Below are 17052 nucleotides of genomic sequence, written 5' to 3' on the forward strand. Positions count from 1 at the left end.
ATTTGGCTGTTTGAACGCGCCCGCGCAGGGCTATTCATCTTCCTGCCGGGTCCTTCTGAAGCCATACCCCACAAAGCGAATCAACACCCTCCATCGTGGACAATCAACTGAAGCAGTTTGCGCAATCTTCGCAGCTCGCCGGCGGCAACGCCTCCTATGTCGAGGACCTGTACGAGCAGTACCTGGTCTCCCCGGACAGTGTCGATCCCAAATGGAAGACCTACTTCGACGGCTTCAAGGGCCGCGAAGCAGGCGACATTCCGCACTCGGCCGTCATCTCCCACATCGCGGACGCGGCCAAGGATGCGCTGAAAGCTGGCACCGGCACCGGTGCGGGCGACGAGCGCGAGCGCAATGTCGGTCGTCTGATCACCGCCTACCGCTCGCGCGGCCACCTGGACGCCCGCCTCGATCCGCTGGGTCTGGCCGCGCCGGTCAACACCCCGGACCTGGGCCTGCCGTTCCACAGCCTGTCCGATGCCGATCTCAACAGCGAGTTCAGCACCGGCGGCGTCGGCGGCCAGCCGCGCATGAAGCTGCGCGACCTGCTCGCACGCCTGAAGGCGACCTACACCGGCTCGATCGGCGCGGAGTTCATGCACATCTCCGAGGTCGAGCAGCGCCAGTGGATCTACAAGAAGCTGGAAGCGGCCGGTGGCAACTACCAGCTGGACGCTGACACCCAGCGCCGCACCCTGGAGCGCCTGACCGCGGCCGAAGGCCTGGAGCGCTACCTGCACACCAAGTACGTCGGCCAGAAGCGTTTCTCGCTGGAAGGCGGCGACTCGCTGATCCCGATGATGGACACCATCATCCGCAGCGCCGGCAAGGATGGCGTCAAGGACGTGGTGATCGGCATGGCCCACCGCGGCCGCCTGAACGTGCTGGTCAACACCCTGGGCAAGAACCCGCGCAAGCTGTTCGACGAGTTCGAAGGCAAGTTCGAACACGACGAGCACGCTTCGGCCGGCGACGTGAAGTACCACATGGGCTTCTCCGCCGACGTGGCCACCGACGGTGGCCCGGTGCACCTGGCGCTGGCGTTCAACCCGTCGCACCTGGAAATCGCCGACCCGGTCGTGGCCGGTTCCGTGCGTTCGCGCCAGGAGCGCCGCAAGGACACCGCACGCAAGCAGGTCATGCCGATCCTGATCCACGGCGACGCGGCCTTCTCCGGCCAGGGCGTGGTCATGGAGCTGTTCCAGATGTCGCAGGCCCGCGGCTTCGCCGTCGGCGGCACCGTACACATCGTGGTCAACAACCAGGTCGGCTTCACCACTTCCAACCCGCTGGATACGCGCTCCACGCGCTATGCCACCGACGTGGCGAAGATGATCGCCGCCCCGGTGCTGCACGTGAACGGCGATGATCCGGAAGCGGTGGTGTTCGCCGCGCAGCTGGCCTTCGAGTTCCGCCAGAAGTTCGCCAAGGACGTGGTCATCGACCTGATGTGCTACCGCCGTTGGGGCCACAACGAGGCCGACGAGCCGGCGATCACCCAGCCGCTGATGTACCAGGTGATCCGCAAGCACCCGACCACCCGCGAGATGTATGCCGAGCAGCTGGAAAAGGCGGGCGTGATCGCCGCCGGTGCCGGCAAGGCCATGGTCGATGCCTACCGCGAGAAGCTGGACGCGGGTGAAGTGACCACCGAGCTGGCCAAGGTCGAGAAGACCCCGCCGAGCAGCCCGTTGTTCGTCGATTGGCCGAAGCTGCTGGAAGGCAAGCTGTCCGACCCGGTCTCGACCAAGGTCGAGAAGAACAAGCTGGTCGAGCTGGCCAAGCTGATCAACACCATCCCGGACGAAGTGCAGCTGCACTCGCGCGTGGCCAAGGTCTACGACGACCGCCGCAAGATGGCCGCCGGCGAGATTCCGGGCGACTGGGGCTTTGCCGAGAACCTGGCCTACGCCACCCTGCTCGACGAAGGCCATGCGCTGCGCCTGGTCGGCCAGGACGTCGGCCGCGGTACGTTCACGCACCGCCACGCGATCCTGCACGACCAGAAGACCGACAACTACTACATGCCGCTGCGGCAGCTGGTGGATTCGACGGAGAAGGCCACCGTCATCGACTCGCTGCTGAGCGAAGAAGCGGTGATGGCCTACGAGTACGGTTTCTCCACCACCGATCCGAACACGCTGTGCATCTGGGAAGGCCAGTTCGGCGACTTCGCCAACGGTGCCCAGGTGGTGATCGACCAGTTCATCGCCGCCGGTGAAGCCAAGTGGGGCCGCATTTCGGGCCTGACCCTGCTGCTGCCGCATGGCTATGAAGGACAAGGCCCGGAACACAGCTCGGCGCGCCTGGAGCGCTTCCTGCAGCTGTGCGCCCTGGAGAACATGCTGGTTGTCGTGCCGTCGACCCCGGCGCAGGCCTTCCACATGCTGCGTCGCCAGCTGCACATGACCACCCGCAAGCCGCTGGTGGTGATGTCGCCGAAGTCGCTGCTGCGCCACAAGCTGGCCGTGTCGACCCTGGACGAACTGGCCAATGGCGAGTTCCAGCACCTGATCGGCGACGCCAATGCCGATGCCAAGAAGGTCAAGCGCGTGGTGCTGTGCTCGGGCAAGGTCTACTACGACCTGCTGGAAGACCAGGCCAAGCGTGGCCAGGACGACGTGGCGATCATCCGCGTGGAGCAGCTGTATCCGTTCCCGCGTGCGCTGCTGGCTGCCGAGCTGAAGAAGTACGGCAAGGCCACCGACGTGGTGTGGACGCAGGAAGAACCGCAGAACCAGGGCGCGTGGTACCAGATCCGCCACCACCTGCAGTTCTGCCTGGCCGATGGCCAGAACCTGCACTACGCCGGTCGCGCACGTTCGGCGTCGCCGGCTGCCGGTCACATGGCTGACCACGTCCGCGAGCAGCAGCAGCTGATTGCCGACGCACTGGTCAACCCGTTCAACGACACGTTCGCTGAATAATCCTCCCCCTATTTAGAAGACAAACCAGGAAGCTCCCGCAATGGCCACCGAAGTCAAAGCCCCGGTACTGCCCGAATCCGTCGCCGACGGCACCATCGCCACCTGGCACAAGAAGGTGGGCGACGCCGTCAAGCGCGACGAAAACCTGCTTGACCTGGAAACCGACAAGGTCGTGCTGGAAGTGCCGTCGCCGGTTGACGGCGTGCTGAAGGAAATCAAGTTCAAGGAAGGCGATACCGTGACCTCCAGCCAGGTCGTGGCGATCATCGAAGAAGGCGCCGTGGCTGCGGCTCCGGCCCCGGCCGCTGAGGAGAAGAAGGCTGAAGCCGCACCGGCCGCCGCTGCTCCGGCCGTTGCCGCCGCTCCGGCTCCGGCTGCCAAGTCGGCCGCCGACACCCTGCCGCCGGGCGCCCGCTTCATCGCCATCACCGAAGGCGTGAACCCGGCCGACGTCGACGGCACCGGCCGTCGTGGTGCAGTGACCAAGGAAGACATCGTCAACTTCGCCCGCAACGGCGGCGCCGGCAAGGCCGGTGGTGCACGTCCAGAAGAGCGCGTGCCGATGACCCGCATCCGCAAGCGCATCGCCGAGCGCCTGATGGAGTCGAAGAACTCCACCGCCATGCTGACCACCTTCAACGAAGTCGACCTGTCCAAGGTGTCGGCGGCGCGCAAGGAGCTGCAGGACGAGTTCGTCAAGGCCCACGGCATCAAGCTGGGCTTCATGAGCTTCTTCGTGAAGGCCGCTGCCAACGCGCTGCAGCGCTTCCCGCTGGTCAACGCCTCGATCGACGGCGACGACATCATCTACCACGGCTACTCGGACATCTCGATCGCCGTGTCGACCGAGAAGGGCCTGGTCACGCCGGTCCTGCGCAACGTCGAGCGCATGTCGTTCGCCGACATCGAGAAGACCATCGCCGACTACGCCAAGAAGGCCCGTGACGGCAAGCTGGGCCTGGAAGAACTGCAGGGCGGCACCTTCACCGTGACCAACGGCGGCACCTTCGGTTCGCTGCTGTCGACCCCGATCATCAACCCGCCGCAGAGCGCCATCCTGGGCATGCACGCCATCAAGGAGCGTCCGATCGCCCAGAACGGCCAGGTCGTGATCGCGCCGATGATGTACCTGGCGCTGTCCTACGACCACCGCATCATCGACGGCAAGGACTCGGTGCAGTTCCTGGTGGACATCAAGAACCAGCTGGAAAACCCGGGCCGCATGCTGTTCGGCCTGTAAGAAACCTCCCGCCCCTCCGCGCCTGCGCGGAGGGGTTCTGGTAATGCATCAAGGAATAATTCAATGGCTGAACAATTCGACGTCGTCGTCATCGGTGCCGGCCCGGCCGGTTACCACGCTGCCATCCGCGCGGCCCAGCTGGGCCTGAAGACCGCCTGCATCGACGCGGCGCTGGGCAAGGACGGCAAGCCGGCCCTCGGCGGCACCTGCCTGCGCGTGGGCTGCATCCCGTCCAAGGCGCTGCTGGATTCCTCGCGCCAGTTCTGGAACATGGGCCACATCTTTGGCGACCATGGCATCAGCTTCAAGGATGCCAAGATCGACGTCGAGGCGATGGTTGGCCGCAAGGACAAGATCGTCAAGCAGTTCACCGGCGGCATCGGCATGCTGTTCAAGGCCAACAAGGTCGCTGCCTATTATGGTTTTGGCGAACTGCAGCCGGGCAACGTGGTCAAGGTCACCCAGCATGACGGTTCCATCGTCGAGCTGAAGGGCACCAACGTCATCATCGCGGCCGGTTCGGATTCGATCGAACTGCCGTTCGCCAAGTTCGACGGCGAGACCATCGTCGACAACGTCGGCGGCCTGGACTTCACCGAAGTGCCGAACCGCCTGGCGGTGATCGGCGCCGGCGTCATCGGCCTGGAACTGGGCAGCGTGTGGAAGCGCCTGGGCGCGGAAGTCACCATCCTCGAAGCCATGCCGGAGTTCCTGGCGGCTGCCGACGCCGAAGTGGCCAAGACCGCTGCCAAGGAATTCAAGAAGCAGGGCCTGGACATCAAGCTCAATGCCAAGGTTTCCAAGACCGAGATCACCGGCAAGGGCAAGAAGAAGGAAGTCATCGTCACCTACACCGACGCTGAAGGCGAAAAGACCCTGACCGTGGACAAGCTGCTGGTGGCCGTTGGCCGTCGCGCCGCCACCAAGGGCCTGCTGGCCGAAGGCACCGGCGTCAAGATCAACGAGCGCGGCCAGATCGAAGTCGACGCGCACTGCCACACCGGCGTCAACGGCGTGTGGGCGGTCGGCGACTGCGTGCGCGGCCCGATGCTGGCGCACAAAGGCTTCGAGGAAGGCATCGCGGTGGCTGAGCTGATCGCCGGCCTGCCGGGCCACGTCAACTTCGACACCATCCCGTGGGTCATCTACACCGAGCCGGAACTGGCGTGGGTCGGCAAGACCGAAGCCCAGCTGAAGGCCGAAGGCATCCCGTACAAGGCCGGCAGCTTCCCGTTCGCCGCCAACGGCCGTGCCGTGGCGATGATCGAGCCGGCGGGCTTCGTGAAGATCCTGGCCCATGCCGAAACCGATCGCATCCTCGGCATGCACCTGGTCGGCGCCAACGTCTCCGAGCTGGTGCACGAAGGCGTGCTGACCATGGAGTTCAGTGGCTCGGCCGATGACCTGGCCCGCATCTGCCACGCCCACCCGTCGCTGTCGGAAGTGATCCACGACGCGGCGATGGCGGTCAGCAAGCGCGCCATCCACAAGGCGAACTGATCGTTCGCTGGTAGTGCCGGCCGCTGGCCGGCATCACCCGGATACGAAAAACCTCGCTTCGGCGGGGTTTTTTTGTTGCCCGTTTCCCTGTAGCGCAGAGCATGGGCTCGGCGCTACACCTTTCCAGCCGGCTTCTTCGGTGGATCCTCGCAGACCCTGTGCTGCACAACCGTATCGCCGACCCTCCATTCCTTCGCGACCCTGCAGCGCTCCTTGGCTTTCGGCGCAGAGACCGCCGCAGCATTGGCCTCGTCAGCCGCAGCGGTCTGCTGCCGTTCCAGCCACACCGAGGGCGGTGCTGGAGGTGTGGCCAGTACCGGGCCCGCAAGCAGGACCAGACCCACCAGCAGCACCATCCTCATGCGGCCACCGCCCGGCCACCCAGCAACCGCGCGGGCAGCATGAACAGCGCGCGCAGGAACGCAAACAGCGCCGAGAAGGTGATGCCGACCAGGCGGAACGGCAGGCTCAGCAGCCACACGAACGGCCAGGCGATCAGGGCGAGGATCGCCAGCGGCCAGCACAGCACGAACACCAGGCACCACACGCCGAGTGCGAACAGGGTCTTCATCACGGTCTCCTTGTGGCGGCACCTTGCCGCCTGCGGACACCTTGGCGCCCCGCTCTGGCCGCCCGCAAACGGTTTGCGACGAAACCCGGCTCGGGGCGATGAATCCGGTGGTGGGGAAACCGAAGATTGATCAGGTTGCCGGCCAGCGGCCGGCACGACCGAACGGATTCACACCGGCACTGCGCCCGGGCGGCCGTGGATGACCTGGAAGCGCGCCGCAGTGCGCACCGGCGCATCCGCGCGCAGCACGCTGTCGGCGAAGCGCAGCTCCGCATCCACGGTCTGCCGGTTCAGCTGCAGCTTCCACCAGCCGCGGCGGTCACCGTCGAAATAGCGGATGTGCGGGTTCTGCGCTATCGACGGCCCATAGTACGGCCCGTACGGTGTGTCGTCGCCGCCGCTGCTGATCGCCGGAGCGATGAATTCGGTGGCGACGACCGGCGCGCAGGCCGCGTCGAAATCCAGCTTCAGGTCGTTGACGAAAGTGGAATGCCAGTCACCACCGAGCACGATGGCATTGCCCTGCCCGCCTGCCCGCATCGCCTGCAGCAATCGCTTGCGTGCGGCGGGATAGCCGTCCCAGGCATCGTTCCAGAAGCGCTCGCGCGCCGTGCCGCCGTCCAGCCGCAGCTGCGCCATCAGCAGCTGCTGCACCACCACGTTCCAGCGCGTGCCGCGTGCGGCCGCCATCGACTGCGCGAACCAGGCTTCCTGGCCCACGCCCAGCATGCCAATGCGTGGATCCAACGCAGCGTCGCAGCGCGGCGACTCGCCCACCCCGCAGGGATTGGCCGGACGGAACTGGCGGCAGTCGAGCAGCACAAGCTGTGCCAGATCGCCGTAACGCAGGCGCCGATGCACGCGCAGGCCACCGTTGCCCGCAGGCGTACTACGCATCGGCAGGTGTTCGTAGAACGCGCGGTAGGCCGCCGCCCGGCGAACGATGAAGTCCTCCGTCGAGGCGCCGGGCTTCTCCGGATGGATGCCGGAGTAATCGTTCTGCACTTCGTGGTCGTCCCAGATCACCGCGAACGCGTGGGCGGCGTGCGCGGCCTGCAGATCGGGATCGAGCTTGTACAGCGCGTACTGGTCGCGGTAGCGCTCCAGGCTGACGGTCTCGCCACTGAAGCGTTCCGCATCCAGCGTGCATCCGCGCGCGTTCTGCAGTGGGCTGTACTCGTACAGGTAGTCACCGGCATGCAGCACCAGGTCGACATCACTCTTCGCGATATCGCGCAGCACCGGGTAGTAGCCACTGTTCCAGGCCTGGCAGGTGCACAGGGCCAGCCGCAGCTGCTGCAGCTGCGCGTCGGGCAGCGGCGCGGTGCGGAAGTGGCCGACCGCGCTTTCCTCGTCACCGTCGCAGGCAAAACGGTAGTAGTAGTCGCGGCCTGGGCGCAGGCCATTGACCTCCACGTGCACCGAATGCGCCAGCTCGGGCACTGCCGCGGCGACGCCACGCTGCACCAGCCGGCACATGCCCGGGTCTTCGGCCACGAACCAGCGCACCGGCACCGCCCGCGATGGCATGCCGCCGCCGTTGAGCGGGTCCGGCGCCAGACGCGTCCACAGTACGGCTCCCTGCGGATCCGGATCGCCGGCGGCGACGCCCAGGGTGAACGGATCACGCCCCAACCGCGGGCGCGGGCCGGCCGTGGCCAGCCCCGGCATCGCCGCCAGTGCGATCGCCGCCCCCGTGCCCTGCCACGCCATGCGCAACAGGCGACGACGGCTTTCCGGATCGACGGGGCCGCGCATCAGAAGTGCACGGTGGCGGTGGCCATCACCTGCCGCGGCGCGCCAACCTGCATGGTCGCCAGGCTGCGGGTCGGGTCGGCGGCGTAGGTGCCGTTGGTGTTGATCGAGGACAGGTAGCGCTTGTCGGTCAGGTTGGTCAGGTTCAGCGCCACGGTCAGGTTCTGCGCCGGGCCGAGCTTGCCGAAGTCGTAGGCCACCGAAGCGTTGACCAGCCAGTAGCTGGGCACCGACACGTCGTTGGTATAGGTCACGTAACGCTTGCCGACATGGTTGGCGGCCAGGCGCAGGTCCCACGGGCCCGGGGTCCAGGCCAGGGTGCTGGCGAACATCCATTCGGGGGTGTCAACGGTCTTCTTGCCGCGGGTCGGCACCACGCCGTTGTTGACGTAGTCGTTGTCGTAGGTGCTGTCATTCCACGACAGCGCGTTGGACCAGGTCAGGTCCTGCATCGGCTTCAGCTGCAGGGTCGCCTCGGCGCCGCGGCTGGTTACCGAACCGACGTTGGAGAACAACGCCGGGCAACCGAGGATGCCCACGCACTGCGCGATGGCCAGCAGACGGTTGTCGAACTTGACGTCGTACACCGCTACCGAGGCTTCATAGCCCTGGCCGTAGCCGCGCCAGCCCAGCTCGATGGTGCGCGACTGTTCCGGCTTCAGGTTCTTCGCGCTGGCATCGAAGGCGGCCTGCGGCACGTTGAACGGGCTGCCCACGCCCAGCGCGTAGGCGGCCACGTTCTTGGCGAACGAGCCGAAGATCTCGTTGCCCTCGTTGAGCTTGAAGTTGAAGCCCGCCTGCGGGAGCAGGCCCTTCTTCGAGGTCAGGCTGCTGTTGTTGGCATAGCTGCCCAGCGGCGTGCGCACGCGGGTGCGGGTGTGCGGCGACTTCGCGCCGATATCGATGGTCAGGCGGTCACCGAACAGGCGGAAGCGGTCCTGCACGTAGAACTGGCGGGTGATGGTGGTGTAGCGCTGGTGCCACACGCGCTGGTCCGGATTGCGCAGGAAGAAGTCGTCGGTGATCGGGCCGTCGATGTAGTAGAAGTTGCGCTGCACGCTGTGGCCGTTGTCTTCGTACCACAGGCCCGCCTCCAGTTCGTGGCCCGCCACGTTCCAGGTGAACGCCGAGGTCACGCCGGTGCGGTCGATCGCATACTCGGTGGTGCGGATCGAGATCGGGATCTCACGGCTGGTGCCCGGGTTGGACGGATTGGACGGGCTGAACCAGTGGCCCTGGCCACGGTTGCTGTGGTTGTAGACGTTGACCTTCAGGCGCATCGATTCATTCAGGCCGAAATCACCGGCAATGCTGGACACATCGTCATTGCGCAGGCCGTGACCGGAGTAATAGGCGTCCCACGGGCTGTTGACGCCACCACTGTACTTTCCGCGTGCAGCAGCCACCGCGCGATCCCAGTCCGGCGCGTAGTTGTCCCAGTCCCAGCCGAGGCGATCGATCATCTCCAGCGACAGGTCCTGGTAGTCGGCCTCGACGCGGCGCGAAGCGTTGAACAGCGCGGTGATCCTGCTGTCCGTGCCGAAGTTGTAGGTGGCCTTGCCGTTGAACTGCTTCAGTTCCTGCGAGCCCTTGCCCTTCCACTTGTCGCCTTCGGAATACACGCCGGACAGGTAAGCGGCAAAGCCCTGGTGGTCGCCGGTATCGAGGCGCGCATAGCTGCGGCGCGCATTGTCGCTGCCGAAGCTCTGTGCCAGCACGACCCCATATTCGGTGGACGGATCGATCGAGTAGAACTGGAACACGCCGCCGAGGTTGCTGGTGGACGGCGTACCCAGCGCACCAATGCCGGTGGAGACCTCCGCACCGCCCAGGTTCTCGCTGATCACCGCGCGGCTGATGTGCAGGCCGTTGCTGTTGCCGTAGGCCATGTTGCCCAGCGGGATGCCATCGAGGGTGTAGCCCAGGCGATTCTGGTTGAAGCCACGCAGGCTGATGCTGGTGGACCATTCGTAGGCGCCGGTGGCATCGGCCGATTCGAAATGCACGCCCGGCTTGGCCGCCAGCAGCTTCAGCGGGTTGGCACCGGGCGGCAGGACCTTCATGTCCTCGGCGGTCACGCGCTGCACCTGGCGGGCTTCGCCGCGGCCGATCACCGAGATCGAATCGAGGGTCGTGGCCGACTGCGCGTCGGTCGCGGGGGCGGTTTCAGCGACAGCCAGCGACGGCAGCGAAGCACAGACCAGCAGGGCCAGCAGATTGCGGCGAAGCGGAGCGTGGGACGGCATGGAGGCGGATTCCTTGGGCACGCTGGACGCCGAAGGGCGGCGTCGAAGAGCAGCAGCGGCGGAATCGTAGAAGCCTCGCGTTACATGTCATTTACACGCCACGTACGGAAGATTGGCGTTCTGAATGGTTTGCAAGCCGTGGGGTGGTTGCCGGCAAGCGGCCGGCACTACGGTTATTCGAATGAGCCGACCGAGTCGTGGGCCAGGTTGTCGAAGCGGGTGTACTCACCGAAGAACTTCAGCTTGCACGATCCGGTCGGGCCACCACGGTGCTTGCCGATGATGATCTCGGCCAGGCCCTTGTCTGGCGAATTTTCCTTGTTGTAGTAATCGTCGCGGTAGATGAACACGATCATGTCCGCGTCCTGCTCGATTGCGCCCGATTCGCGAAGGTCGGCCATCACCGGGCGCTTGTCGGTACGTGTTTCCAGCGAGCGGTTGAGCTGCGACAGCGCGATCACCGGCACGTGCAGTTCCTTGGCCAGGCCCTTCAGCGAACGCGAGATCTCCGAGATTTCGGTGGCGCGGTTTTCACTGTTGCCCGGCACGCTCATCAGCTGCAGGTAGTCGATCACCACCAGGCCCAGGTCGTGCTCGCGCTTGAGACGGCGGCACTTGGAACGCAGCACTTCCGGCGACACGCCCGGCGTATCGTCGATGAAGATCTTGGTTTCCTTCAGCATCTTGATCGCGCTGGTGACGCGGCTCCAGTCTTCATCTTCCAGCTGGCCGGTACGCAGGCGCTGCGCGTTGATGCGGCCGTTGGAGGAGATCAGGCGCATCGCCAGCTGCGAGGCCGACATTTCCATCGAGAACACCGCCACGCCCTTCTTCGACTTGATCGCCGCGTACTCGGCGATGTTCAGTGCAAAAGTCGTCTTGCCCATGGCCGGGCGCGCGGCGAGGATGATCAGGTCGGTCGGCTGCAGGCCGGCGGTCATCGCATCGAAGTCGTTGTAGCCGGTCGGCAGGCCGGTGATGTTGCCGCCGTTCTCGAAGCGGTTGCGCAGTTCCTCGAAGGCATCCTTCAGCGCGCCAGGCATCGCCACGAAGTCGGTACGGCCGCGTGCACCCTGTTCAGCGATGGCGAACACGCTCTTCTCCGCAGAGGCCAGCAGCTCACTGCTGTCACGGCCCTCAGGCTGGAAGCCATCGTTGACGATGTCGGTGCCGACCTGGATCAGCTGCCGCAGCACGGCCTTGTCACGCACGATCTCGGCATAGGCCACGATGTTGGCCGCCGACGGCGTGGTGCTCGCCAGCTCGATCAGGTAGGCACCATCGCCCACCAGCTCCAGCTTGCCCTGTGATTCGAACCACTCGCCCAGGGTCACCGCGTCGAACGGCCGCTCGCGCTCGGACAGCTCACGGATCGCGCGGTAGATCATCTGGTGATCGCGGCGGTAGAAATCGCCCTCGGTCAGCTGGTCGTTGACCCGGTCGTAGGCCTCCGGCGCCAGCATCAGGCCACCCAGCACCGCCTGCTCGGCTTCCACCGAATGCGGCGGAACGCGCAACTGGTCGATACGCGATTCATCGCGATCACGATCAAAGCCATCACCGCGCTCTCTGCGGTTGGAACGGAAGCCGGAACGAGCGGACATGCTGCGGTGTTTCCTGCAAAAGTGGGCCGGACGAGTGTAGGCATGCGCCGACCCCGGCAGCCATGGACAAGCCTGTGGATAAGCCGTGGAGAAACGGGGGATATCCGCCAGTGCCTGGCCACTCTGGCGCGGGGGCGTCGCAGTGCCTGCGACGGGCGCCGTTGCGGCGCCCGGGTGGGTCATTATCGCAGATCAGGCGGCCAGGGTCGGATTCCGTGCAGCGCACGGACTCCGGTGCTCAGCGGAACGTGGGGCCAGGGCCCGCCGCTGCGCGCCGGGATCCGACCCGCGGCCTGGCTGCTGCTACCCCATCGGTCTCAGTCGCCCTTCACGTGCACCGCGATCAGTGCCAGGAACCGGTCCACGTAGCCCTGCAGGAATTTCTGCGTGCCCTCGTTGTGGATCGTGCCGTCGGCGTCGATCAGGCCGTCCTTGAAATGGATGAACGCCTCGGGCTGGCCGAGCACGTGCATGTCCAGGAAGGCCAGGCTGTTGCGCAGGTGCTGCTGGGCCACGGCGGTGCCGATCTGGCCGATGGAGGCGCCGATCACCGCCGCCGGCTTGCCGGCAAACGCACTGTCACCGTAGGGGCGCGAGCCGATGTCGATGGCGTTCTTCAGCACGCCCGGCACCGACCGGTTGTATTCGGGGGTCACGAACAGCACCGCGTCGGCGGCGCGCACCTGATCCTTCAGCCGGGTGCCCTGAGGCGGGTACTGGCCATCGAAATCCTGGTCGTACAGCGGTAGATCACCAATCTGCACGTACCGGAAGCGCGCGCGGTCGCCAGCGATCTTCTCCAGCGCATGGGCCAGCTTGCGGTTGCAGGAATCCTTGCGCAGGCTGCCGACGAACACGGCGATGGTGGGGACGGACATAGGGACATACTCCTCACGGTGCGGGAGGCCCAGCCTAGACGCCGGGCCCGTGCCGTCCGGTGAAGATCAGCCCCCGGTCACGCGGGTCCGCACCTGGCGCCAATGCGCCTGCCAGGCCTGGAACATCAGCACGTTCCACAGGTGGGTATGCCACTTGCGCTGGCCGCCCAGGAACTGCTGCCACAGCGGCTGCACCGCCGCCGCCGACAGCACGCCTTCGCGCTCCAGGCGCGCCGGCTGCAACAGATCTTCGGCCCACGGCCGCAGGTCGCCCTTCAGCCAGTCGCTGACCGGCGCGCCGAACCCGCGCTTGGGCCGGTGCACCATCGACTGCGGCACGTAGCGGCCAAGCACGCGCTTGAGCAGCACCTTGCTGGTGGTTTCGCTGCGCTTGAAGCCCAGCGGCAGCGACCAGGCGAACTCGGCCACGCGCCAGTCCAGCAGCGGCGCACGTGCCTCCAGGCTGACCGCCATCGAGGTGCGGTCGACCTTGCAGAGCAGGTCATCCGGCAGGTAGGTCACGTAATCGGCCAGCATCATCGCGTCGGCCGGCGTGCCGGCACCGTGCAGCGGATCGGCCAGGTCGTAGAAGCTGCCGGCGGCCTGTGCGCCGGGCACTGCCGCGGCGGGGTCGCGCCAGCGCGAGATGCGGTTGCGGTACACGTCGCCAATGCCTCGCGCGCCGGACTCGGCCAACAGCGCGGCCAGTCCGCCGGTCCGCGAGGCCTCGCCCTGGTGCTGCGCGCGCGCGCCCATCCAGCGTCGCAGCGGGCCCGGCACGCGGCCCAGCATCTGCCAGTTGCGCAGCGCGCGCACGTAGCGGGTATAGCCGAAGAACAGCTCATCACCGCCGTCGCCAGACAACGCCACGGTCACGCCCTGCCGCGCCAGCCGGGCGACCAGCGCGGTCGGCACCTGCGAGGCATCGGCAAAGGGTTCGTCGAACATTGCCGGCAGCTGCGGCACGACCGCCAGTGCATCCGCGCCGCTGACGTAGAGCTCGGTGTGGTCGCAGCCCAGATGCGTGGCCAGTTCCCTGGCCAGCGGTGCCTCGTCGTGGCCCGAATCGGTGAAGCCGATGCTGAAGCTGTGCACCGGCTGCCCGCTCTGCGCCTGCATCAGCGCCGCCACCAGCGACGAATCGGTACCGCCGGACAGGAACACGCCCACCGGCACGTCGGCCACCATGCGCAGCGCCACCGCGTCGCGCAGCAGCCCGTCCAGCTGCTCCTCTGCTTCCTCGATGCGGCCCTGGAACGGCGCAGCCAGTGCCGCCTGCATGCGTGCACGCGCATCCCAGTACGGGCGCTGCGCCTGCTCCGGGCGATGCGCCGATGCACCCGCCGCCACGGCTTCGGCGTCCAGGCGCAGCATGCGGCCGGGCATCAGCTTGTAGCAGCGCTGGTGGATGCTGTGCGGGGCCGGAATGTAATCCAACCGCAGCAACAGGGTCAGCGCGTCGCGGTCGATGTCGTTGTCGAACGCCGGGTGCTGCCACAGCGCTTTCAGTTCGGAACCGAACACCAGGGTGTCACCGGCCCAGCCGTAGTACAGCGGCTTCTTGCCAACGCGGTCGCGTGCCAGCCACAGGCACTGCGCCTGGCGGTCCCACAGCGCGATGGCGAACATGCCGTTGCAACGCTGCAGGGTTTCTTCCATGCCCCACTGCAGGATCGCCGCGAGCAGCACTTCGGTGTCGGAATGGCCACGGAAAGCATGCCCCAGCGGCTCCAGTTCGGCACGCAGGGCGGCGAAGTTGTAGACCTCGCCGTTGTAGGCCATCACGTAGCGGCCATCGGACGAGGCCATCGGCTGGTGGCCCAGCGGCGACAGATCGAGAATGCTCAGCCGACGGTGCGCCAGCGCGATGCCTGCCCCGGCATCGACCCAGCTGCCGCCATCATCCGGCCCGCGGTGGTGCAGCGCCTCGCCCATGGCCAGGACCTGCGCCTGCAGCACCTCGGCCGACGCCACCGGCGCCGGCAACAACATTCCCGCCAATCCACACATGCATCAAGGTTCCTGCGCCAGTTCAAGGGCGGCGCCAATCACCGCATTGTCGCTTGGAAGCCCGAACATTGCTGCCCCTGCCAGCGGGGTATAGGTATCGGCGCCGCAGACCCGGCGCAGCGGCAGGTGGCCGAAACCGGCCTCGACCAGTGCGGTGACCACGCCCTCGCCCACCCCTCCACTGTGGCGGCCCTCGTCCAGCACCAGCACGCGCCGTGCGCTGGCGGCCTGGCTGGCGATGAAGCCGGCATCCAGCGGCACCAGCCAGCGCAGGTCGACCACCCGTACCTGCCAGCCCAGTTGCTGTTCGATGGCCCGCGCTGCGCGCAGCGCCATCGGCACGCCATTGCCGTAGGTGTAGACCACCAGGTCGCCAGCCTCCGGCCCGTAAACACGGCCTTCGCCCGGCACCAGTGCCCGGCCCTGGGCCGGGTAGTCGAACAGCCACTGGCCATCGCCCGGCTCATGCAGGTCCTTGCTCATGTACAGCGCGATCGGCTCCAGGAACACCGCCACGCGCCCATCCACCCGGGCCAGCGCCGCCAGCGTGCGCAGCATCATCACCGCGTCGTCGCCGCGCGATGGGCAGCCGACCACCAGCCCGGGGATGTCGCGCAGGGCGGTGACCGAGTTGTCGTTGTGGAAATGGCCGCCGAAACCCTTCTGGTAGCCCAGCCCGGCCACCCGCACCAGCATCGGGTTGCGGTACTGGTCGTTGGAGAAGAACTGCAGCGAACAGGCTTCGCCACGCAGCTGGTCGATGGCGTTGTGCAGGTAGGCCAGGTACTGGATCTCCGGGATCGGCAGCATGCCCATGTTGGCCAGGCCCTGCGCCATGCCCAGGATCATGGTCTCGTCCAGCAGGGTGTTGAACACCCGGCGCGGCCCGAAGCGGCGCAGCAGATCCTTGGTGACGGTGTAGACACCGCCCTTCTGCGCCACGTCCTCGCCGAACAGCAGGCTCTGCGGATACTTGGCCAGCAGCTCCTGCAGACCATGATTGATCTGGATTGCGAGATGCCGCGGCGCCTGTCGTTCCGGCAATGCCTCGGCACCGCCATAGAGTGCCCCGCGTGCTTCGGCAGCGACCTCGCGCTGCGCTTCGGCCTGCACCGCTGCAGGGGTGTACGGTGCCAGCGGCGCCATCACCTCCCGCAGCGACTCCAGCTTCGCACTGCCTTCGGCATCGGCGGCAGCGGCCATGCAGCGCGCGCGCATCGTTTCGTAGGCCACTTCGATGGCGGCCGCATCCATCCAGCCTGATTCCAGCGCGATCTGCGCCGAGCGCAGCAGCGGATCCTGCGCCTCGGCCGCGCACAGCTCCGGCAGCGCGCGCCATTCCACTTCAAAGTCGGTGCCGGCATGGCCCATCAGGCGCGTGGTGCGCAGATGCAGGAAGGTCGGCCGCCGCGTGCGCCGGCAGTGTTCCACCGCCGCCTGCACCTGGGCGTGCCCGGTGGCCAGGTCGAGGCCATCGGCAAAGAAATAGTCCAGCCCCGGCTGGTGGCTGAAGCGCTCGGCGATCCAGCCATCGGGGGTCTTCACCGAGATGCCCAGGCCGTTGTCCTCGCAGACGAACAGGATCGGCGCCGGCAGTTTCTGGTAGGCCGACCACATCGCGGTATTGAAGGCGGTCTGCGCGGTGGCGTGGTTGGCCGACGCATCGCCGAACGAGCACAGCACGATGCTGTCGGTGGGAATGGGCAGCGCCTGCCCCAGCCGCTTGCCACTCTCGATGGCCAGCGCGGTACCCAGCGCCTTGGGCAGGTGCGACGCAATCGTCGAGGTCTGCGGCAGCACCCACAATGGCTTGCTGCCCCACACCTTGTGGCGGCCACCGCTGGCCGGATCATCCGCGCTGGCGGCGAAGGACAGTGCCGCATCGCGCAGCGGGTCGATGCCCGGCACCTGCCGCGAACGCTCGGCCATGAAGGCGCCGGAACGATAGTGCAGGAAGGCAGGATCGGTGTACCGGCAGGCCCGCGCCAGCAGCGCGTTGCCTTCATGGCCGGACGAACCAATGGTGTAGAAGACCTTGTTCTGCACGCGCAGCACGCGCGCCATCAGGTCCAGCTGGCGGCTGGCCAGCTGCGAGTCGAACAGTTCATCGAAGGCGGCAGCGGTGAGCGTACTGCCCGGCAGGATCGGAGCATCTGCCGCGGGTCGCGGACGCGGCGTCCCGCGCCACCCGCGCACCGCCTCAAGGAAATTGACGTCGCACACCTCGGCGCGGTTGAGCCCCCGCATGCGCGCGGGAATCGGATCCGGAACCACAGCGAACATCGAACACCCTCCGTGTCGTTGTTGCGTTCCGCCCGGCA

At 66.7% G+C, this 17052-nt stretch carries 11 protein-coding genes; 3 read left to right on the forward strand and 8 right to left on the reverse strand.

The window, feature by feature from the left end; genetic code table 11:
* The first annotated feature begins 95 nt into the window (after positions 1–95).
* From AC5P9P_RS05880 to lpdA, 3 genes are all read left to right on the forward strand, one after another.
* On the forward strand, positions 96–2927 hold the full coding sequence (locus AC5P9P_RS05880) for a 2-oxoglutarate dehydrogenase E1 component (protein WP_495232649.1): 2832 nt from the start codon (positions 96–98) through the stop codon (positions 2925–2927).
* Between the two features lie 40 nt (positions 2928–2967).
* A complete protein-coding gene (gene sucB / locus AC5P9P_RS05885) occupies positions 2968–4167 on the forward strand; it encodes a dihydrolipoyllysine-residue succinyltransferase (RefSeq protein ID WP_495232650.1) in 1200 nt (399 codons plus the stop codon).
* Positions 4168–4230: 63 nt separating this feature from the next.
* Entirely contained in the window at positions 4231–5667 is a 1437-nt protein-coding gene (gene lpdA, locus AC5P9P_RS05890) for a dihydrolipoyl dehydrogenase (RefSeq protein ID WP_005410273.1), read from the forward strand.
* Positions 5668–5780: 113 nt separating this feature from the next.
* Here the strand turns inward: lpdA and AC5P9P_RS05895 are convergent, their stop codons facing one another.
* The 8 genes from AC5P9P_RS05895 to AC5P9P_RS05930 all read right to left on the reverse strand — a co-directional run bounded on the left by AC5P9P_RS05895 (position 5781) and on the right by AC5P9P_RS05930 (position 17014).
* Positions 5781–6029 (reverse strand): hypothetical protein, encoded by a 249-nt coding sequence (locus tag AC5P9P_RS05895; protein ID WP_111187900.1) that lies wholly within the window; start codon positions 6027–6029, stop codon positions 5781–5783.
* On the reverse strand, positions 6026–6238 hold the full coding sequence (locus AC5P9P_RS05900) for a hypothetical protein (RefSeq protein WP_111187901.1): 213 nt from the start codon (positions 6236–6238) through the stop codon (positions 6026–6028). The genes AC5P9P_RS05895 and AC5P9P_RS05900 overlap by 4 nt, the downstream gene beginning before the upstream one ends.
* A 168-nt stretch (positions 6239–6406) precedes the next feature.
* Entirely contained in the window at positions 6407–7996 is a 1590-nt protein-coding gene (locus AC5P9P_RS05905; protein WP_495232651.1) for an alkaline phosphatase D family protein, read from the reverse strand.
* A complete protein-coding gene (locus AC5P9P_RS05910) occupies positions 7996–10239 on the reverse strand; it encodes a TonB-dependent receptor family protein (RefSeq protein ID WP_049452166.1) in 2244 nt (747 codons plus the stop codon). Before AC5P9P_RS05910 ends, AC5P9P_RS05905 begins: the two co-directional genes overlap by 1 nt.
* A 173-nt stretch (positions 10240–10412) precedes the next feature.
* The gene (locus AC5P9P_RS05915; protein ID WP_005410278.1) at positions 10413–11843 is read right to left on the reverse strand and encodes a replicative DNA helicase; all 1431 of its coding nucleotides are present in this window, start codon (positions 11841–11843) and stop codon (positions 10413–10415) included.
* A gap of 317 nt (positions 11844–12160) precedes the next feature.
* Entirely contained in the window at positions 12161–12721 is a 561-nt protein-coding gene (locus AC5P9P_RS05920; protein WP_353949874.1) for an NADPH-dependent FMN reductase, read from the reverse strand.
* Between the two features lie 66 nt (positions 12722–12787).
* The gene (gene asnB, locus AC5P9P_RS05925) at positions 12788–14731 is read right to left on the reverse strand and encodes an asparagine synthase (glutamine-hydrolyzing) (RefSeq protein WP_049432775.1); all 1944 of its coding nucleotides are present in this window, start codon (positions 14729–14731) and stop codon (positions 12788–12790) included.
* A gap of 3 nt (positions 14732–14734) precedes the next feature.
* Positions 14735–17014: a transketolase C-terminal domain-containing protein gene (locus tag AC5P9P_RS05930; RefSeq protein ID WP_033835433.1), complete on the reverse strand. Its 2280-nt coding sequence runs from the start codon at positions 17012–17014 to the stop codon at positions 14735–14737.
* Positions 17015–17052 lie beyond the last annotated feature (38 nt).

This window comes from Stenotrophomonas sp. YJH_SMC_14-1 (assembly GCF_059372275.1).

Bases quoted from the DNA above. Each gene is read 5' to 3' on its own strand.
- AC5P9P_RS05895 (WP_111187900.1), bottom strand. From the start codon at position 6,029: ATGAGGATGGTGCTGCTGGTGGGTCTGGTCCTGCTTGCGGGCCCGGTA.
- asnB (WP_049432775.1), bottom strand. From the start codon at position 14,731: ATGTGTGGATTGGCGGGAATGTTGTTGCCGGCGCCGGTGGCGTCGGCC.
- AC5P9P_RS05920 (WP_353949874.1), bottom strand. From the start codon at position 12,721: ATGTCCGTCCCCACCATCGCCGTGTTCGTCGGCAGCCTGCGCAAGGAT.
- AC5P9P_RS05910 (WP_049452166.1), bottom strand. From the start codon at position 10,239: ATGCCGTCCCACGCTCCGCTTCGCCGCAATCTGCTGGCCCTGCTGGTC.
- AC5P9P_RS05915 (WP_005410278.1), bottom strand. From the start codon at position 11,843: ATGTCCGCTCGTTCCGGCTTCCGTTCCAACCGCAGAGAGCGCGGTGAT.
- sucB (WP_495232650.1), top strand. From the start codon at position 2,968: ATGGCCACCGAAGTCAAAGCCCCGGTACTGCCCGAATCCGTCGCCGAC.
- lpdA (WP_005410273.1), top strand. From the start codon at position 4,231: ATGGCTGAACAATTCGACGTCGTCGTCATCGGTGCCGGCCCGGCCGGT.
- AC5P9P_RS05900 (WP_111187901.1), bottom strand. From the start codon at position 6,238: ATGAAGACCCTGTTCGCACTCGGCGTGTGGTGCCTGGTGTTCGTGCTG.
- AC5P9P_RS05930 (WP_033835433.1), bottom strand. From the start codon at position 17,014: ATGTTCGCTGTGGTTCCGGATCCGATTCCCGCGCGCATGCGGGGGCTC.
- AC5P9P_RS05905 (WP_495232651.1), bottom strand. From the start codon at position 7,996: ATGCGCGGCCCCGTCGATCCGGAAAGCCGTCGTCGCCTGTTGCGCATG.